This window comes from Daejeonella sp. (assembly GCF_036405355.1).
GTDB lineage: Bacteria > Bacteroidota > Bacteroidia > Sphingobacteriales > Sphingobacteriaceae > Daejeonella.
In genome coordinates this window covers 57,063-73,909 of the sequence record NZ_DASWXT010000129.1, presented here as the reverse complement: position 1 = coordinate 73,909, position 16,847 = coordinate 57,063, and the positions used below count along the sequence as shown (strand labels likewise).

The window sequence follows — 16,847 nt, the reverse complement described above, 5'->3', positions numbered from 1 at the left end:
TGACAATAAATTTAATCAGCCATAATCTTTAGAATAATTATGGTACAAAAAAATTTATAAATAACACTTTTTGTAATCAGGACTATAAATAATATTTAAATGATTAATAAATTTAATACTTGATTAAATCCTTTTGTTCAGGGTTAATATCACCCTCCGCTTACTTTTTCCATCCTTTAATAACACATCTATTACAAAATTTCGCCCGTTTCGCGACCTGAACATAGTATCTATTTCGGATAATGACATTTCTGACACTGGTTTAAAGTTAATGGCCAGAATTTCGTCGCCTTTCATAAGTCCTGTCAGATCAGCTGAAGAGGAGGGCTCAACTCTGGTAATAATGAGTCGTTTATAATTTTCACCGGCTGAACCAATTTCCAATCCGGCCATATCATGTTCAAAAGCATCCTTTAAAGTTGCAAGAGGTTTAATGTACATGGCTGCCCTGTTGTAATCAAATACGACGTTAAATCTTTTTATGATTTCAAGACCCATATTTCCATTTCTGTTTATAGAAAACACCCTTGAAGCCGCATCTTCATAATCGGGAAACGCTGCAATAACATTATTGAGCGTATATTTTCCTAATTGCAGAGATGTGATTCTTCCAATATAACCATCAATCGGCCCGGTTAAACCTACTCCAAGGTTGCCCCTTATACGTTCTTCCGGCAATTCAAATGGAAATCCGTCCATTGTTTCCAGTGAAACAGGATGACCGGCACCGGTATCAATGATGAGTTTTACAGGGAGCTTTTTGCCTGATTTCAGTTGAATATTGGTATTAATGTATGGCTTTCTTTCTTCTATACTAAGCGGAATGCGGTTACCCTTTCTTGGGATATAAGCCTTTTCGGGTTGAAAAACAGTGATAGTACTTGTTAAAAAATTTAACCTGACGACAAAACTCTGAAAAAACTCATAACCTATCAGACCGTGAATTGGGATGCCTACATAGTTTGATAATTCAAAAATATCCTCTTTAAGAATTGCCGCCGGAATATTTTTTGCAATGGTATTTCCTATTCGAAGATCAACGGAAGGCGCAATGAATGCACTTAATTTTTCGCCTTCACCAAAGCCGGTAATATAAATGCTTCTGAGGTTTTGAAAAGATACAGAGTCAATTAATTTAGGATCAGATATCAGAACAAGACCTACTCCTGTATCCAGAATGAAGTTGAATGGCCCCTTTCCGTTGATATGGAGCTGGATAACCATCTGGTTTTTTATCATCCTGAATGCCAGGGTTTCCCTTTTTCTGTTTCCGCTGAACTCGAACTTTTGGGCAAAAGCATTTCCTGCAAATAGAATAATTATTGCTATTGTATAGAAAATCCTGTACAATGAAAACCCTTTCTTTGAAACCAAATTGTTTTTGAGACTTAATTATCTATAACAAGTTACGTCATAATATAATATTCAGGGCTCTATTTTTAAAGATCTTATTAGCAAAGGCTGCTTAGCATTCCATAATTCTTTTCTATTTTTAAAAAATTAAGCGTTCTGTCTCCGATACCCAGCCGGATTTTAAATTACTCTGATGAAAACAAAGCTATTATTATTAATTATTCTGTCTTTTCTAACCATAGAGGCTGCTTTTTCAAAACCGATACCTAGACGAAAAATTCTTAAAATGCTAAAGAGTTCAGAGGTACTAAATGATCATTTTACAGGCTTTGCACTTTATGATCTCAGCAAGAGGAAAATGATTAGCAGGCTGAATGATGATAAATATTTTACTCCGGCCTCGAACACTAAATTATTTACTTTTTATGCCGGCTTGAAGCTTTTGAAGGATTCTATTGCCGGACTACAATATATTGAACGTAGCGATTCATTAATCTTCTGGGGTACAGCAGATCCCTCCTTTCTTGATCCTCAATTTAAGGAGCAGCGGGTATTGCAAAAACTCAATACTTCAGGAAAGAAGATTTATCGGGCAAGAGGCGTATTTACCGGTGATTTTTATGGTGTTGGCTGGACTTATGATGATTATAACGAGTATTACCAGCCAGAGATGTCAGACCTGCCACTGTATGGAAATGTGGTTCGTTTCAGTAAAAATGCCGCTGGATTACAAAGCTACCCCGTATTTAGTACAGGAGGGCAACTGATAATGCATACAGACCCATCCGGAAGCCCGGCAAGATTCCGTATCAAACGTGAAATCTTTAGTAATATATTTCATCAGCCCAATTCAAGTGCACCTGCAGGATTTAACCAGATAATTCCGTTTAAAGTGTCAGATGATTTATTAGGAGATTTGTTAAAACAAAGCATTCCAAGCTTTTCAGGCAATATCAATTTTTCAAAACCTGCACAAACCCAAAGCTGGAACAGTATTTCTGCGGACACACTCTATAAAAAAATGTTATTACCAAGTGATAATTTCATTGCAGAACAAATCCTTCTAAATATTGCTGCCAGCAGGGGAATGGAAATGAATACTGCAGTAGTGATCGATTATGTTAAAAAGAACTTTCTTACTGATCTTCCGGATAAGGCAGTATGGGTAGATGGTTCAGGTCTTTCCCGACAAAATTTGTTTACTCCACGAAGCATGGTTAGGCTCTGTGAAAAAATTTATGATGAGGTTGGAAATCAGGACCGTCTTTTTGACCTCTTACCCCAGGGTGGCAAAACTGGAACACTGAAAAATCTTTTTAAAGCAGATAAGCCTTATGTTTTTGCTAAAACAGGAAGCCTATCAAACAATCATAATTTAAGCGGGTATCTGATCACATCTTCAGGTAAAAAGCTGATTTTTTCTTTCATGAATAATAATTTTACCAGGCCGACGGCAGAAATACGTTCTGAGATGGAAAAGCTGATCACGCAGATTTATAAAAACTATTGATAGGTTTCAATGCATATTAACCCGCCAAAACAATAACCAGAATTATGAACAAAATTAAGATCGGGCTTATAGTATTGCTGGCTGTAGTTGCATTAAGCTGCAGAACAGATGCACCGGGTATTACCACTATTTATATAGTCAGACATGCCGAAAAGGATGTTTCTGACCCCAAGAATCAGGATCCAGAACTTAGTGTGGAGGGCAGGGAAAGGGCAGAGGCATTAGCCAGTAAATTGAAGGAAATTAAACTTGATGCAGCTTTTGCAACCAAGTATAAAAGAACAAGCCAGACTGCTTATTATTCAGCAAAAAAAAGCAATATAGAAATCCAGACTTACGATGCCCACGATTTTAGTGGCATTGCAGAGCTTGTAAAAACAAAACATAGGGGGCATAAAGTTTTGATTGTTGGGCATTCGAATACTGTACTTGAATTGTTGGAGGCTTTTGGTGCCCAACGGCCCCTTACTGTTCTTAGCGATGATGATTATGATTTCTTCTTTGAGCTAAAAATTGATTCAAAAGGGAAGGCAGAACTTAAAACACAGCAATACGGTAAATCACATCACAGCAGCATTGTAAAATAGACACATCTATTAATAAGTTTAAAAAGGAGAATGAAGAAAGGAACGGGCTTAAGCCTATTTTTCGGTGGCACGGCCTATTTAGGGATGCCTCATAATGATGCTTTCAAAAAACTTGTTTTTGAAGGTATTGAGATCTACGGAATAAACCACGGGGCATCCAGAAATAATAACATCACACTGGATATTTTTTCCATTGCCGAAAATGAAGCGGCCAGGCGGTTCGGTGCCGAAGATTCGATTTTCTTGTCGAGCGGATATCTTGCTGCCCAACTTCTTGTTCAGCAATATTTTGAAACTCATCAGTTAATTTATGCTCCTGATACCCATCCGGCGCTCTGGATTGGAAGACCCAAAGCTCCACGGATAAAATTTGTGGAATGGATAGAAAGGACAATCAAGCTGATCAATGGATCCGATCAGCCTGTAATGATCATCAGTAATTCGCTGAACAACCTGATACCGGAAATTTATAATTTCGATTGGTTAAAACGTATTGATCCCCATAAAGAGCTTGTGCTTCTCATAGATGATTCCCATGGAATTGGAATTACCGGAAATCAGGGAGAGGGTATTTACAGCAGACTGCCACAATTAACCAATATTGAGACCTTTGTAATAGCGTCGATGGCCAAAGCATTGGGTTTTGATGCGGGCCTTATTCTTGGGAATTCTGCAGGTATTAAAAACCTGAGAAATTCACCTGTTTATGTTGGAAGTTCACCCCCGTCACCCGGGATGCTTTATGCTTTTGTACATGCCGGTGAGATTTATGCACAGGAACTTTTTAATCTGCGAAGAAATTTAAGGCTCTTTACAGATCTGCTGGAATCAACAAAAAAGCTCTTTTTCATCAATGATTTCCCGGTTTTTCTTCTTCAGGATGATGAAATTGCAATTGATTTGAAAAAAAATGGTATCAACATTTCTTCCTTTCCTTATCCTGATCCACAAGCTAAGGCAATTCATAGAATCGTGATTAACAGTATCCATGAGAAGGAAGAGCTTGAAATTCTCGCAAAATGGATAAACGGGAACGGTTAATTTACAGATCCTCGAAAGGAATATCCATTAACTCATAGTTCTTCCAGCCGATAAAATCAAAATGCCACCATTCATTATTGAGAACCCTGAATCCATGTTTTTCCATTGTACTGCGTAATAATTCGCGATTCTGAATGACATTGGCAGGAAGATTCATAAAATCTGATGCGGCTTCGGCAGCGAAGCTGTCGTAGGGAGTTGGCATTTCCAGTTCTTTTCCGGTTTTCAGATCGATCAGGGTGAGATCAATCGCACAACCCCTGTTATGCCGTGATCCATCCTTTGGATTCGCAACAAAGCTCTTATCAGAGGCAATGGCAAAGAATTTGACCGTTACACTGTAAGGACGGTATCCGTCAAATATTTTTAGTCCGTAGCCTGATTTTTTTAGCTCATTTTGAACCTTTTTAAGGGCTTCGACTACAGGAAGCCTCGCAAATGCCCTTGCCTGTTTGTAAACAGCCTGTTTAGCAAAATTATTTTTTCCGGCGTACCGGATGTCCAGTTTAATATCCGGGATACTTTTTTTGATTTCAATAAGCTGCTTATTTTTATCCTCCTCTATCGATTTTTTGTAACTAGCATGCTCATTGATGACCTGTAAACCATAGGGATTATTAATCTGCGAATAAGCTTCGAAAAATCCGAACAGGAGAATTAGTAATAGGAGTTTCTTCATTAGCGGTTTGAAACGATCAGCAGATCCAGATCTTTCATTGGGATATTAAAGCGGTCGGACAGATCTTTATTGGTAAGCTTTCCCTGATAGAGGTAGATTGCATTGCGGATACCGGGTCTTTCCCAAATCAGGTTCATTATTCCTCCCATTTCTCCTATGTCGAGTATGATTGGTGTGAAAATATTTGTCAAAGCATAGGTTGCTGTACGTGATACCCTCGATGCTATGTTTGGAACGCAGTAATGGATTACATCATATTTTCTGAAAGTAGGAACAGTATGATTAGTTACACTTGAGGTTTCAAAACATCCACCCTGATCGATACTTACATCAATGATAACAGAATTTGGCTTCATTTTACTCACAGTTTCCTCTGACACAATGCAGGGACTTCTTCCATGATTGGCGCGAATAGCTCCGATAGCAACGTCACAACTGCAAATGGCTTTTTGTAAAACTACAGGCTGAATGACCGAAGTAAAGACACGGCTTCCAATATTATTCTGCAGTCGGCGTAACCTGTAAATGGAGCTGTCAAAAACCTTAACCTCGGCACCGAGAGCGATAGCAGTTCGCGCAGCATATTCACCAACTGTACCGGCACCCAAAATAACGATCTCCGTTGGAGGTACACCTGTTATTCCGCCAAGCATCAAGCCTTTACCTTCAAATACGTTGCTCAGGTATTCGGCAGCAATAAGTACTGAGGTTGCTCCAACAATTTCACTCATTGCCCTGACCACACTGAGTACATTTCCTTCATCACGTAGGTACTCGAAGGAAAGTGCGGTAATATTCTTTTTCATCAGTGCCTTCAGAAAATCGGCTTTCATGGTCGACATCTGAAGGGCAGAGAAAAGAACCTGCCCCATCTTCATCATTTCTACTTCATCCTCTGTGGGAGGTGCTATTTTGATAATCAGATCAGCTTTGTAAATTTCCTTTTTATCATAAACGATCTGAGCTCCCTGTTCACTGTAATGATTATCCGTAAAGTTTGCAGCCAGACCGGCTCCTGCTTCAATTACGACCTCATGTCCATGTTGGACTAATAAACCAACAGATAAAGGTGTTAATGCGATTCTGTTTTCCTGGAAAGAGGTCTCTTTGGGTATGCCAATATAAAGGTTGTTCTTTTTGTTTCTAAGCTCCAACATCGCCTCCTGCGGTTGCATCATGGCTTGTTTTGCAATGTCAGATAATTCACTCATCATGCGGGTTTTAATAAGGGTAATGAAGGTACGAAATTTTTAAAACAGGAAGGACTTAATTCAGAATAATTCAGTTTAAACCTTGTCTGCGAGGATATTACGCAATCCATTTTCACCCTCAGAGATCGTTATTTTAATATAGTTTTGTGGCCAAAGGTCGGATATGTTTTGCGGCCATTCGATAAAACAATATTCTCCTGATGCAAGATATTCTTCAAAACCAATGTCAAAAGCTTCATTCTGGGATTTGATGCGAAAAAAATCAAAATGATAAATTTTCCCCCCGGGGTAGACATATTCATTCACTATTGAATAGGTAGGGCTGCTTGCCGTTTCTTTCATGCCAAGGACAAAGCACAATGCTTTGATCAGAGTTGTTTTTCCCGCGCCCATGTCGCCCTCAAACAGAAAGACTTTTTCTTTTTCCGCAAATTTTAGCAGTTCAGATGCCGCCTGATGTAATTCTCCTTCGTTATTGACCCGGATGTTCATTAGATCGAATTATAAAGCAATAATAATTGTTATTATGGATTATTTAGGACTGTAGGTTACGTATGGGACAATCATTTCCTCCATCGAAATGCCACCGTGCTGGAATGTTTCATTAAAGTAATTAACAAAGTGGTTGTAATTATTGGGGTACACGAAAAAACTATCTTCTTTTGCAAAAATAAAGCTCGAACTCATATGCAATTTTGGAAGCATTGCCTCATGTGGATTTTTGACGTGAAACACATCTTTTGAATTGAAATCGAGATTTTTCCCTTGTTTATATCTCAAATTTGAATTGGTATTGCGGTCACCAATCACTCTACTTGGATGCTTTACCCGGATGGTGCCGTGATCTGTAGTTATAATCAGTTTTATTTTTTTCTGGGAAAGCTTTTTTAAAGCATCCAGCAGAGGTGAGTGCTCAAACCAGGATAGTGTTAAAGAGCGGTATGCTGCTTCGTCGTTTGCAAGTTCCCTTATCATCGCCATATCAGTTCGTGCATGAGAAAGCATGTCAACAAAATTATAAACGATAACATTCAGATCATTACCCATCAAATTGTTTAGGTTTTCACTGATATTTTTCCCTTGCTCAAAAGTTAGAATCTTATTATATGAATATTTGCAGTCCTTACGCATAACACGCTGAATCTGCTCAGCAAGAAATTTTTCTTCGAACAGATTTTTACCTCCCTCATCCTCATCATTCTGCCACATTTTAGGAAAATGCCGCTCCATTTCCAAGGGCATAAATCCTGAAAAAATTGCATTTCTGGCATATTGAGTAGCAGTAGGTAAAATACTGTAATAACTATCTTCCTCCTCGATTCGGTAATAATCCATCAAAAGAGAATTGATCATTTTCCACTGGTCATATCTCAAATTATCGATCAGGATGAAGAAAGTCGGTTTTTTTGGCTCTAATGATGGGAAAACCTTTTTAACAAAAAGTTGATTTGAGGTAATTGGCCCATCCTCAGGGTTTTTAAGCCATTTTAGATAGTTTTTTTCAATAAATTTTGAGAATTGAACATTGGCCTCTGATTTCTGTACTGTAAGAATCTCATGCATGCCTTCATCTTCAAGTTTCTCGAGAGAAAGTTCCCAATACACCAGCTTTTTATAAACGTCTACCCATTCAGAAAAACTCAGGTTTTCATTCAGGGTCATTCCCAGAGTTCTGAAATCCTGCCGATAGGCCATAGATGTTTTCTCACTGACCAGACGTTTATTATCAATCAGTTTTTTTATTGTGAGTAAGATCTGTTTTGGATTTACCGGCTTGATCAGATAATCATCTATTTTAAATCCAATTGCATCCTCCATCATATACTCTTCCTCGTTTTTAGTAATGAGCACGATCGGAATATCAGGATCTATTGTTTTAATTCTGGCCAGAGTCTCCAGTCCGGTAAGTCCTGGCATATTTTCATCGAGGAATACCAGATCGAAGTTTTCTTTTTTGAAACAATCCAGAGCATCATTACCATTGGTCACAGTGGTAATTCTGTAGCCTTTTTCATTCAGAAATAGTATGTGTGGTTTTAGCAGGTCGATTTCATCGTCGGCCCACAATATGGTTGTTTCCTGCATTTCAATGTAAAATTAATAATTAATAGGTCATCGAACTTATTTATACATTCAATTGTCATTAAAAATAACAATTTTTGTGCCGTAAGGTTCCCGATCTTGAATAAGAAGAAAATAATTAATGATCCGGTTTACGGATTCATCACAATTCCATCAGAACTGGTGTATGATTTGATTCAGCACCCCTATGTTCAGCGGTTACGCTATATCAAACAACTGGGTATGACTCACCTGGTTTACCCGGGCGCTTTACACACCCGTTTTCATCATGCTATTGGTGCAATGCACCTCATGGGCCTTGCAGTTGAAACAATAAAAAGTAAAGGTCAGGCTATTTCTTATGAGGAGGAGGAGGCGGTGATGATTGCTATTTTACTTCACGATATCGGCCATGGACCCTTTTCTCATGCCCTGGAGCACACCATTGTTGATGGAGTATCACATGAGCATATCACAGCGCTTCTGATGAATAATCTGAATCAGGAGTTTGATGGTAAGCTTACCATGGCTCTTGAAATATTCAACAACCGTTATCCAAAGACTTTTTTACATCAGCTGGTCTCAGGGCAACTGGATATTGATCGTCTGGATTACCTGAACAGGGATAGCTTTTTTACCGGTGTTTCTGAAGGGGTAATCAGCTTTGACAGGATCATAAAGATGCTGGATGTTATTGATGATCAGTTAGTTGTTGAAGAAAAGGGCATTTATTCTATAGAGAAATTTTTAATTGCCCGCAGATTGATGTACTGGCAGGTATACCTTCATAAGACGGTTATTGCCGCTGAGCAAATGCTTGTAAAGATTCTCGAAAGGGCAAAAGAGCTATCGCTTGAGGGAAGGAATTTATTTGCCAGTCCCTGTTTTTCCTATTTTTTGAAGAATTCGGTGAGCCGGGAAGAATTCAGAAATGAGCCCCGAAATTTAGAAAGATTTACCAAACTGGATGATAATGATATATTTACATCAATAAAGGTTTGGGCTGACGATGAGGATCTTATCCTTTCAACACTTTGTAATCACCTGATCAGCAGAAACCTTTATAAAGTAGAGATCAGTAATGAGCCACCATCAGTGGAATGGATAAATGAACTGGCCGAGAGAGTTACTGATGAATTCGAGGTTTCTGACGATGACACCTCTTATTTCGTATTTACTGATACAATAAAAAATAATGCATACCATGTTGGCGACGGGAGTATTAACATTTTAATGAAAAATGGGTCTATACAGGATATTACCAAAGCATCAGATAATTCCAATCTGGAGGCACTGGCAAAAACCGTACAGAAGTATATACTCTGTTATGTTAAAGAAGTAAGGGATGTCAATTAATAAACAGGCGAATAAGTTCAAAATTTGTTCGTTAAGATATAAGCTATAAATTTGCCCGATGCAACTAACTGCACATCAGATTGGAATTTTACTTGAAGGAACTGTAGAAGGTAATCCTGAGGTGACAGTAAATCAGCTTGCGAAAATAGAAGATGCAAAGCAGGGCTCCTTGTCTTTTCTTGCAAATTCTAAGTACGAGCAATTTGTTTATGGCTCAGGGGCATCAATTATTATTGTAAATGAAGAATTTGTGCCTTCCCAGCCTATCAGGGCAACTTTAATCAGAGTAAAGAATGCATACAGTGCCTTTTCGGTTTTGCTCGAGAAATATGATGAACTTTTAAAATCGAATAAAACCGGTATAGAAGAACCCAGTTTTATTCATCCAAGTGCTGAGATAGGTAAAGATGTTTACATTGCTGCACTTGCATATATTGGCCCGAATGTTAAGATTGGAGACGGCAGCAAGATCTATCCTAATACCTATCTGGCAGATAATGTAACTGTTGGTAAGAATGTAACTTTATATGCTGGCGTTAAAGTGTACTTTAACTGTATTATTGGTGATAATTCGATTATTCACTCCGGTGCGATTATCGGAAGTGACGGTTTTGGATTTGCGAACGGGGGTGAGGGTGTTTATCGAAAGGTTAGCCAGATCGGTAACGTTATCATTGAAGAAAACGTAGAAATAGGATCCAATACAACAATAGACAGGGCAACAATGGGATCAACCATTATCCGCAAAGGTGTTAAGCTGGATAATCTGATTCAGATTGCTCATAATGTAGAAATTGGTGCAAATACGGTAATTGCAGCACAAACGGGAGTATCAGGAAGTACCAAAATTGGTGAAAATTGTGTGATTGGCGGGCAGGTGGGAATGGTTGGACACATAAGTATAGCCAACGGCAGTAATATAGGAGCAAAATCAGCAGTTAATAATTCTATAAAGGAAGAGAATATGAGCTGGAACGGATTCCCAATGATGACTTACCGGGATTCCCTGAAATCGCAGGTTATAATAAAGCGCTTGCCTGAGCTGGAAAAGCGAATTGTAGAACTTGAAAACATAATTAAAGACCGTTTAAAGTGATCAGTATTCGGACTGATGAATATTAATACGATGAATGTAAAACAAAGAACAATTAAATCAGAAGTTTCTGTGACAGGTGTCGGTTTACATACTGGCAAGGTGGCAAGGATGACATTTAAGCCCGCTCCCGAAAACCATGGTTATAAATTTAAAAGAATTGACCTTCCGGGAACTCCGGTCATAGATGCCGATGTTGACAATGTGACCGATACCTCAAGGGGAACTACCCTAACACAGAATGGAGCCAGCGTAAATACTGTTGAGCACGTTTTAGCCAGCCTGGTGGGTACAGAAGTCGATAATATTTTGATGGAGCTAGACGGACCAGAGATTCCAATTATGGATGGAAGCTCTATCCAATTCGTTGATGCACTTGAAAATGTAGGATTTGTTAATCAGGAAGCAGACCGCGAGTATTACAGTATCCCACATAATATTCATTATTCTGAACCCGATCGCAAGGTTGAGATGGTTGCTATGCCCCTGGATGATTATCGCTTCACCTGCATGATCGATTATAACTCACCGGTTTTGGGTAGTCAGCATGCGGCAATAACAACACTTTCAGAATTTAAAAAGGAAATTGCATCCTGCCGCACATTTTGTTTCCTCCATGAACTTGAAATGTTATTGAAACACGATCTGATCAAAGGTGGTGATTTGAACAATGCAATTGTTGTCGTAGATAAGCAGGTAAGCAAAGATGAGTTGAAGAACCTTGCCAAACTTTTCAACCGTGATGATATTGATGTTGCCAGAGAAGGTATCCTGAATAATATTGAATTACGTTATCAGAATGAACCGGCACGCCATAAGCTTTTGGATATGATCGGTGATCTCGCATTAGTTGGTGTTCCACTGAAGGGTCATATTATGGCTGCGAGACCGGGGCATGCTGCAAATATTGCTTTTGCCAAGAAGATTAAATCCCAGATTAAAAAAGAGAGGTCAAAAAAGAATGTACAGGTTTATGATCCAAGCGTTCCACCATTGTATGATGTGGTTCAGATCATGAACATTTTGCCTCACAGACAACCCTTTTTGTTTATTGACAAGATTCTTGAACTTTCAAAAACACATGTGGTTGGAGTTAAAAATGTCACCATGAATGAAGAATTCTTCAAAGGGCATTTTCCTGGTGCACCGGTGCTTCCGGGAGTAATACAGATCGAAGCGATGGCACAAACGGGAGGGATTCTGGTACTTAGTACTGTTCCTGACCCACGTAATTACCTGACCTATTTCTTAAAGATCGATCGGGTTAGATTCCGTGCACAAGTATTACCTGGAGATACGATTGTATTCCGCTGCGATTTAATGGAACCAATCAGAAGGGGTATTTGCCAGATGAAAGGTGTTGGTATGGTGGGTGAAAAAATTGTGGTTGAGGCAGAAATGATGGCACAAATAATCAGAGTTAAAGAAAGCGAAGCAAGCGTATGATCCAGCCCTTAGCATATATTCACCCACAGGCCAAGATTGCCGAAACAGTTGTTATAGAACCTTTTGTTACCATTTACAAGGACGTAGTTATTGGTGAAGGTACCTGGATCGGTTCAAATGTTACCATTATGGATGGTGCCCGTATCGGGAAAAACTGCCGTATATTTCCCGGAGCTGTTGTTTCAGCACCTCCCCAGGATATGAAATATAAAGGGGAAGCTTCTACAGTTACTATCGGAGATAATACAATTATCAGGGAGTGTGTAACACTCAACCGGGGTACTGCACTCGATAAAAATACAACAACTATTGGGTCAAACTGTCTTTTGATGGCTTATGTTCACATTGCTCACGATTGTGTTATCGGAAACAATGTTATCATTGCAAACTCAGTACAACTTGCCGGACATATTGAAGTGCAGGATTATGCTTTTATTGGCGGAGCCTCTGCTGTTCACCAGTTTGTTTCAATTGGTGCACATTCGATTATATCAGGTGGTTCTCTTGTGCGTAAAGATGTGCCTCCCTATACCAAGGCTGGTCGAGAGCCATTGTCGTATGTTGGCATAAACTCGGTTGGTTTACGCCGCAGAGGGTTTAGTTCCGAGCAGATTAATGAGATCCAGGATATTTACAGGACCATATTCCTGAAAAAATATAATATTTCCAGAGCCCTGGATATTATTGAAACCGAGCGTGAAGCTACTGAGATCAGGGATGAGATCATTGATTTTATCCGAAACTCAAACCGCGGTGTCATGAAGGGTTTTGGTAATTCCTAAACCCCGGAATCCCACAGGGATTTAAACATGATGAAGATACACCTTGAACATATTGGCCGCCGGTTTAATCGCGAATGGATTTTCAGGGATGTTAATTATGTTTTTGAAAGCGGCAGTTCTTATGCCATTCTGGGTGCCAACGGTGCCGGAAAATCTACTATCTTACAAGTTATTTCAGGTAGTCTGAGCAGCTCAGAAGGAACAATTTCTTATACAAGGGAAGGTGTTTTGCTCAACCCGGAAAATGTGTTTGAGTATTTATCTATGGCTGCACCCTATCTGGAACTCATCGAAGAGCTTACATTAAGGGAGCTTATTGATTTTCATTTTCGCTTTAAGAAATACAGATCCGGACTTGATCGTGATCTTATGATTGACCTTATGGGTCTGAAACATTCTGAGCATAAAGCGATAAAGAATTTTTCTTCCGGTATGAAACAGCGGGTAAAACTTGCGCTGGCTTTTTGTTCTGATACGGATATGATTCTTCTGGATGAACCAGCCTCAAATCTGGATCAGCAGGGCCTGGAATGGTACCTCTCGCTAGTTGAAAAATATTCTGCAGATAGGATTCTCATCATATGTTCCAATCAAATACAGGAGTATAGTTTCTGTAAGAATCAGCTGAATGTAGCAGATTATAAATGAAATAGTGCTTTTTCTTAGTTCCTTGCTGAAAACATTAAATGATACATTGCCCTGTCTATTTAACCCCGGGGCATTATTGGAATATTAATAAAATGCCCATATCTTTGCGGCTCGAAATCAGTAAAATCTTATGGCAAAAGCTTCAGAAATTAAATCAGGAAATATATTACGTTATAATGGCGAGTTGGTAACTGTGGATGAAATCATTCACCGTACACCAGGTAAAGGAGGGGCTTTTTACATCGGAAAGCTGCGAAATATAAAAACAGGTAAAATTGTTGAAGCCAGAATGGGTACAGATGAGCAGGTGGAAATTTGCCGGGTTGAAACCAGTGATTACCAGTATCTCTATGAAGAAGGTGATTATTTTGTGGTGATGGACAATACTACTTTCGAACAATTCAGTATTGAAAAGACCTTATTTGGAAACGCAGCCAAATTTCTGAAAGAAGGAATGAATGTGATTGTTTCTTTTGAAAGCGAAGAGCCAATAATGGCACAGGCACCTACCAGTGTAGAGCTTGAAATTACTTATACCGAGCCGGCAGTTAAAGGGGATACCTCTACTAACGCTTTAAAAAGTGCTACAGTTGAAACCGGAATTGAGATTCGCGTTCCTCTTTTTGTTAATCAGGGAGATAAGGTAAGAGTGGATACACGTACAGGTGAATACATTGAAAGAGTAAAATAATTTTTAGATTTTTTTTGAAAGGTCTTTTCATCATGGAAAGACCTTTTTTTTTGAGCCAAATTTCGACGGAATTGTTTTTACATTCGTATTGTGGATAAAGCGAAACTTCGGAATTTATATCTGGAAAAGCGTCAGAATCTTTCTCGTTCAGAATACTGGATGCTGACTGATGCCCTGATGGATCAGGTTAAACTCTTTAACTGGTCGGAGTACCGTATGGTTCATGTTTTTTTGCCTATTAGCAAGAGGAACGAGGTTGATACCTTCTCTATTCTGAATTATTTCAAAGAGAACTTCCCGGATTTAAAGATTGTCATACCCAGAACCGATTTTAAAAACCTGCTTATGGAAAACGTGCTTTATGACCACGAATACACCATTTTAGGCAGAAATAAATTTGATATTCCGGAACCAATCCATGGAAAGATTATTTCAGCAAATCAGATCGATCTGGTATTTATTCCTCTTTTGGCATTCGATAAACTAGGTAACCGTGCGGGATATGGCAAAGGTTTTTATGACCGTTTTCTCCTGACCTGCAGACCTGATGTAAAGAAGATCGGCTTATCTTACTTCGATCCTGTTGAAGAGATTTATGACCTGAATGAGTTTGATATTAAAATGGATGCTTGTATTTGTCCGGATAAAATCTGGGAGTTTTGATTTGTTAAAGCCCCTGTTTTTGATATTACTAAATTTAATGATTGGGTTTATTATAGTTCTTTGATGGAATTGAGGGTTCTATCTTTGGAAATGTGCTGATGTGAAACTTTTTAAAGCCAGCCCCGCTTTTCGCTTATACTCCACAGGCCTTAATCACAGGCCGGTATTCGCTTCAATCGGGTTTATGTACATCAGACAGAATTCTTAAACTTTGATCCATTCTCCATTATAGCACTCTTGTTAAAAATTATATATCCAGCTCCAAAAGCACCGGACAATGATCAGAATGTCTGGCTTCGGGAAGAATGGCCGCCCGTTTAAGTTTATCTCTCAGTTTTTCTGAAACCAGATTATAATCGATTCGCCAGCCCAGATTTTTAGCTCTGGCATTTGCTCTGAAACTCCACCAGGTATAGTTATGAGGTTCATTATTGAAATGCCTGAAAGAATCAATATAGCCCGAATTGATAAAATCTTCCATCCATTCGCGCTCTGCCGGCAGAAAGCCTGAAGAATTTGCGTTTGATTTGGGATTGTGGATATCGATTGGCCTATGGCAAATGTTGTAATCACCGGAAATCACCAGGTTTGGGATTTCAAGTTTAATTTTATCGGAATAATCCCTGAAATCTTCCAGAAAACGGTATTTAAAGTCCTGACGCTCTTCTCCGCTCGAGCCGGAAGGAAAATAGGTGCTCATCACAGAAATTCCTTCAAAATCGGCTCTTAGAATGCGTCCTTCACGGTCGTAATCGTCCATTCCGGAGCTGTATTCTACATGTTTTGGACTGACTTTAGTAAAAATGGCTGTACCGCTGTACCCTTTTTTTTCCGCAGGATTCCAGTAATGTTCATAGCCCATTTGCTCAAGCAGGAGCAGATCTGTAAGCTGATCGGGAGTGGCTTTTATTTCCTGCAAACAAACCACATCCGGATTTGCGGCCTTTAACCATTCGAGCCAGTTCTTGCTTAAAGCAGAGCGAATTCCGTTAACATTATAGGTAATAATCTTCATAAAAATTAAAGTGTATTGTGTTTTAGATTCAGTTTCTTTTCGATTTTTCTTGCTTCTCTTTTTTTGAGTACACTAATCATCATCGAAATATCTTCTGCAGGGCGATCAGACGGTCCTGTTTTAAGCTCTGCGATTGCATCGATCATTTCGATGCCGCTAACTACCTCGCCGTAAACTGTGTAGTTCTGATCCAGATGTGGTGTTCCACCCAGTTCTTTATATACCCTGCGCTGCGATTCGGGAATGATTCGCCCGTTCATTCTTTTCATTTGAACATCATCAAGTGTTGCATCGGTCCATTTCTTACCCTGAACGATATAAAACTGACTGGCACTGGACTCTTTTTGCGGATTATTATCCCGGGCAGCCGCCAGGACCCCTTTTTTATGAAAAAGGCTGTCTCTAAACTCGGCTTCCACCCGATATTTCAAGTCACCCTCACCCAATGTCTGACCCGGTTTTGCTGTCTTTGAATCCGGGTCACCGCCCTGAATCATAAACTCTTTGATCACCCGGTGGAAAAGGGTTCCATTATAAAAACCTTCTCTGCTCAGTTTTAGAAAATTATCACGGTGCTTAGGAGTTTGGTTATATAGCATGATGATGCATTCGCCTTTACTGGTTTTGATCTTTACAAAATCATGTTTGGGTTTAGCGAAAACTGAGCCGGCAAAAAATATCAGTAAGAAAACAGATAGTTTTTTCATTTCT

At 39.2% G+C, this 16,847-nt stretch carries 17 protein-coding genes; 10 read left to right on the top strand and 7 right to left on the bottom strand.

Going from position 1 to position 16,847, the window contains the following annotated elements; translation table 11 throughout:
- Window positions 1–123: 123 nt before the first annotated feature.
- A complete protein-coding gene (locus tag VGE44_RS16420; protein WP_331081160.1) occupies window positions 124–1,374 on the bottom strand; it encodes an aspartyl protease family protein in 1,251 nt (416 codons plus the stop codon).
- 172 nt (window positions 1,375–1,546) lie between these two features.
- Here VGE44_RS16420 and VGE44_RS16415 point away from each other — a divergent pair, with 172 nt between their 5' ends.
- From VGE44_RS16415 to VGE44_RS16405, 3 genes are read left to right on the top strand one after another with little or no spacing between them, the layout of a single operon-like run.
- Window positions 1,547–2,863 (top strand): D-alanyl-D-alanine carboxypeptidase/D-alanyl-D-alanine-endopeptidase, encoded by a 1,317-nt coding sequence (locus tag VGE44_RS16415; protein ID WP_331081158.1) that lies wholly within the window; start codon window positions 1,547–1,549, stop codon window positions 2,861–2,863.
- 44 nt (window positions 2,864–2,907) lie between these two features.
- A complete protein-coding gene (locus VGE44_RS16410; RefSeq protein WP_331081156.1) occupies window positions 2,908–3,450 on the top strand; it encodes a phosphoglycerate mutase family protein in 543 nt (180 codons plus the stop codon).
- Between the two features lie 30 nt (window positions 3,451–3,480).
- Window positions 3,481–4,491 (top strand): aminotransferase class I/II, encoded by a 1,011-nt coding sequence (locus VGE44_RS16405; RefSeq protein ID WP_331081154.1) that lies wholly within the window; start codon window positions 3,481–3,483, stop codon window positions 4,489–4,491.
- 1 nt (window position 4,492) lies between these two features.
- Here VGE44_RS16405 and VGE44_RS16400 read toward each other — a convergent pair whose 3' ends face one another.
- The 4 genes from VGE44_RS16400 to VGE44_RS16385 all read right to left on the bottom strand — a co-directional run bounded on the left by VGE44_RS16400 (window position 4,493) and on the right by VGE44_RS16385 (window position 8,466).
- Window positions 4,493–5,170 carry a M15 family metallopeptidase gene (locus tag VGE44_RS16400; protein WP_331081152.1) on the bottom strand — a complete coding sequence of 226 codons (678 nt, stop codon included), beginning with the start codon at window positions 5,168–5,170 and terminating at the stop codon, window positions 4,493–4,495.
- Entirely contained in the window at window positions 5,170–6,381 is a 1,212-nt protein-coding gene (locus VGE44_RS16395) for an alanine dehydrogenase (protein WP_331081150.1), read from the bottom strand. Before VGE44_RS16395 ends, VGE44_RS16400 begins: the two co-directional genes overlap by 1 nt.
- Before the next feature lie 75 nt (window positions 6,382–6,456).
- Window positions 6,457–6,873: a tRNA (adenosine(37)-N6)-threonylcarbamoyltransferase complex ATPase subunit type 1 TsaE gene (tsaE, locus tag VGE44_RS16390; protein WP_331081148.1), complete on the bottom strand. Its 417-nt coding sequence runs from the start codon at window positions 6,871–6,873 to the stop codon at window positions 6,457–6,459.
- A gap of 39 nt (window positions 6,874–6,912) precedes the next feature.
- On the bottom strand, window positions 6,913–8,466 hold the full coding sequence (locus VGE44_RS16385) for a PglZ domain-containing protein (protein ID WP_331081146.1): 1,554 nt from the start codon (window positions 8,464–8,466) through the stop codon (window positions 6,913–6,915).
- Window positions 8,467–8,562: 96 nt separating this feature from the next.
- On the opposite strand from VGE44_RS16385, the gene VGE44_RS16380 reads away from it, so the two are divergent.
- The 7 genes from VGE44_RS16380 to VGE44_RS16350 all read left to right on the top strand — a co-directional run bounded on the left by VGE44_RS16380 (window position 8,563) and on the right by VGE44_RS16350 (window position 15,121).
- On the top strand, window positions 8,563–9,798 hold the full coding sequence (locus tag VGE44_RS16380; RefSeq protein ID WP_331081144.1) for an HD domain-containing protein: 1,236 nt from the start codon (window positions 8,563–8,565) through the stop codon (window positions 9,796–9,798).
- A 58-nt stretch (window positions 9,799–9,856) separates the two neighbouring features.
- Window positions 9,857–10,894 carry a UDP-3-O-(3-hydroxymyristoyl)glucosamine N-acyltransferase gene (gene lpxD, locus VGE44_RS16375; protein ID WP_331081142.1) on the top strand — a complete coding sequence of 346 codons (1,038 nt, stop codon included), beginning with the start codon at window positions 9,857–9,859 and terminating at the stop codon, window positions 10,892–10,894.
- Window positions 10,895–10,924: 30 nt separating this feature from the next.
- Entirely contained in the window at window positions 10,925–12,337 is a 1,413-nt protein-coding gene (locus tag VGE44_RS16370) for a bifunctional UDP-3-O-[3-hydroxymyristoyl] N-acetylglucosamine deacetylase/3-hydroxyacyl-ACP dehydratase (RefSeq protein ID WP_331081189.1), read from the top strand.
- On the top strand, window positions 12,334–13,119 hold the full coding sequence (gene lpxA / locus VGE44_RS16365) for an acyl-ACP--UDP-N-acetylglucosamine O-acyltransferase (RefSeq protein WP_331081139.1): 786 nt from the start codon (window positions 12,334–12,336) through the stop codon (window positions 13,117–13,119). Before VGE44_RS16370 ends, lpxA begins: the two co-directional genes overlap by 4 nt.
- A 27-nt stretch (window positions 13,120–13,146) precedes the next feature.
- Window positions 13,147–13,767 carry an ABC transporter ATP-binding protein gene (locus tag VGE44_RS16360; protein ID WP_331081137.1) on the top strand — a complete coding sequence of 207 codons (621 nt, stop codon included), beginning with the start codon at window positions 13,147–13,149 and terminating at the stop codon, window positions 13,765–13,767.
- 130 nt (window positions 13,768–13,897) lie between these two features.
- A complete protein-coding gene (efp, locus tag VGE44_RS16355; RefSeq protein WP_324484883.1) occupies window positions 13,898–14,458 on the top strand; it encodes an elongation factor P in 561 nt (186 codons plus the stop codon).
- Between the two features lie 90 nt (window positions 14,459–14,548).
- Window positions 14,549–15,121 carry a 5-formyltetrahydrofolate cyclo-ligase gene (locus VGE44_RS16350; RefSeq protein ID WP_331081134.1) on the top strand — a complete coding sequence of 191 codons (573 nt, stop codon included), beginning with the start codon at window positions 14,549–14,551 and terminating at the stop codon, window positions 15,119–15,121.
- Window positions 15,122–15,368: 247 nt separating this feature from the next.
- Here VGE44_RS16350 and VGE44_RS16345 read toward each other — a convergent pair whose 3' ends face one another.
- Window positions 15,369–16,136: an exodeoxyribonuclease III gene (locus VGE44_RS16345; RefSeq protein ID WP_331081132.1), complete on the bottom strand. Its 768-nt coding sequence runs from the start codon at window positions 16,134–16,136 to the stop codon at window positions 15,369–15,371.
- A gap of 5 nt (window positions 16,137–16,141) precedes the next feature.
- Window positions 16,142–16,843 carry a peptidylprolyl isomerase gene (locus VGE44_RS16340; RefSeq protein ID WP_331081130.1) on the bottom strand — a complete coding sequence of 234 codons (702 nt, stop codon included), beginning with the start codon at window positions 16,841–16,843 and terminating at the stop codon, window positions 16,142–16,144.
- Between the last annotated feature and the right edge of the window lie 4 nt (window positions 16,844–16,847).

Bases quoted from the DNA above. Each gene is read 5' to 3' on its own strand.
- VGE44_RS16415 (WP_331081158.1), top strand. From the start codon at position 1,547: ATGAAAACAAAGCTATTATTATTAATTATTCTGTCTTTTCTAACCATA.
- VGE44_RS16410 (WP_331081156.1), top strand. From the start codon at position 2,908: ATGAACAAAATTAAGATCGGGCTTATAGTATTGCTGGCTGTAGTTGCA.
- VGE44_RS16405 (WP_331081154.1), top strand. From the start codon at position 3,481: ATGAAGAAAGGAACGGGCTTAAGCCTATTTTTCGGTGGCACGGCCTAT.
- VGE44_RS16400 (WP_331081152.1), bottom strand. From the start codon at position 5,170: ATGAAGAAACTCCTATTACTAATTCTCCTGTTCGGATTTTTCGAAGCT.
- VGE44_RS16395 (WP_331081150.1), bottom strand. From the start codon at position 6,381: ATGAGTGAATTATCTGACATTGCAAAACAAGCCATGATGCAACCGCAG.
- tsaE (WP_331081148.1), bottom strand. From the start codon at position 6,873: ATGAACATCCGGGTCAATAACGAAGGAGAATTACATCAGGCGGCATCT.
- VGE44_RS16385 (WP_331081146.1), bottom strand. From the start codon at position 8,466: ATGCAGGAAACAACCATATTGTGGGCCGACGATGAAATCGACCTGCTA.
- lpxD (WP_331081142.1), top strand. From the start codon at position 9,857: ATGCAACTAACTGCACATCAGATTGGAATTTTACTTGAAGGAACTGTA.
- VGE44_RS16370 (WP_331081189.1), top strand. From the start codon at position 10,925: ATGAATGTAAAACAAAGAACAATTAAATCAGAAGTTTCTGTGACAGGT.
- lpxA (WP_331081139.1), top strand. From the start codon at position 12,334: ATGATCCAGCCCTTAGCATATATTCACCCACAGGCCAAGATTGCCGAA.
- VGE44_RS16360 (WP_331081137.1), top strand. From the start codon at position 13,147: ATGATGAAGATACACCTTGAACATATTGGCCGCCGGTTTAATCGCGAA.
- efp (WP_324484883.1), top strand. From the start codon at position 13,898: ATGGCAAAAGCTTCAGAAATTAAATCAGGAAATATATTACGTTATAAT.
- VGE44_RS16345 (WP_331081132.1), bottom strand. From the start codon at position 16,136: ATGAAGATTATTACCTATAATGTTAACGGAATTCGCTCTGCTTTAAGC.
- VGE44_RS16340 (WP_331081130.1), bottom strand. From the start codon at position 16,843: ATGAAAAAACTATCTGTTTTCTTACTGATATTTTTTGCCGGCTCAGTT.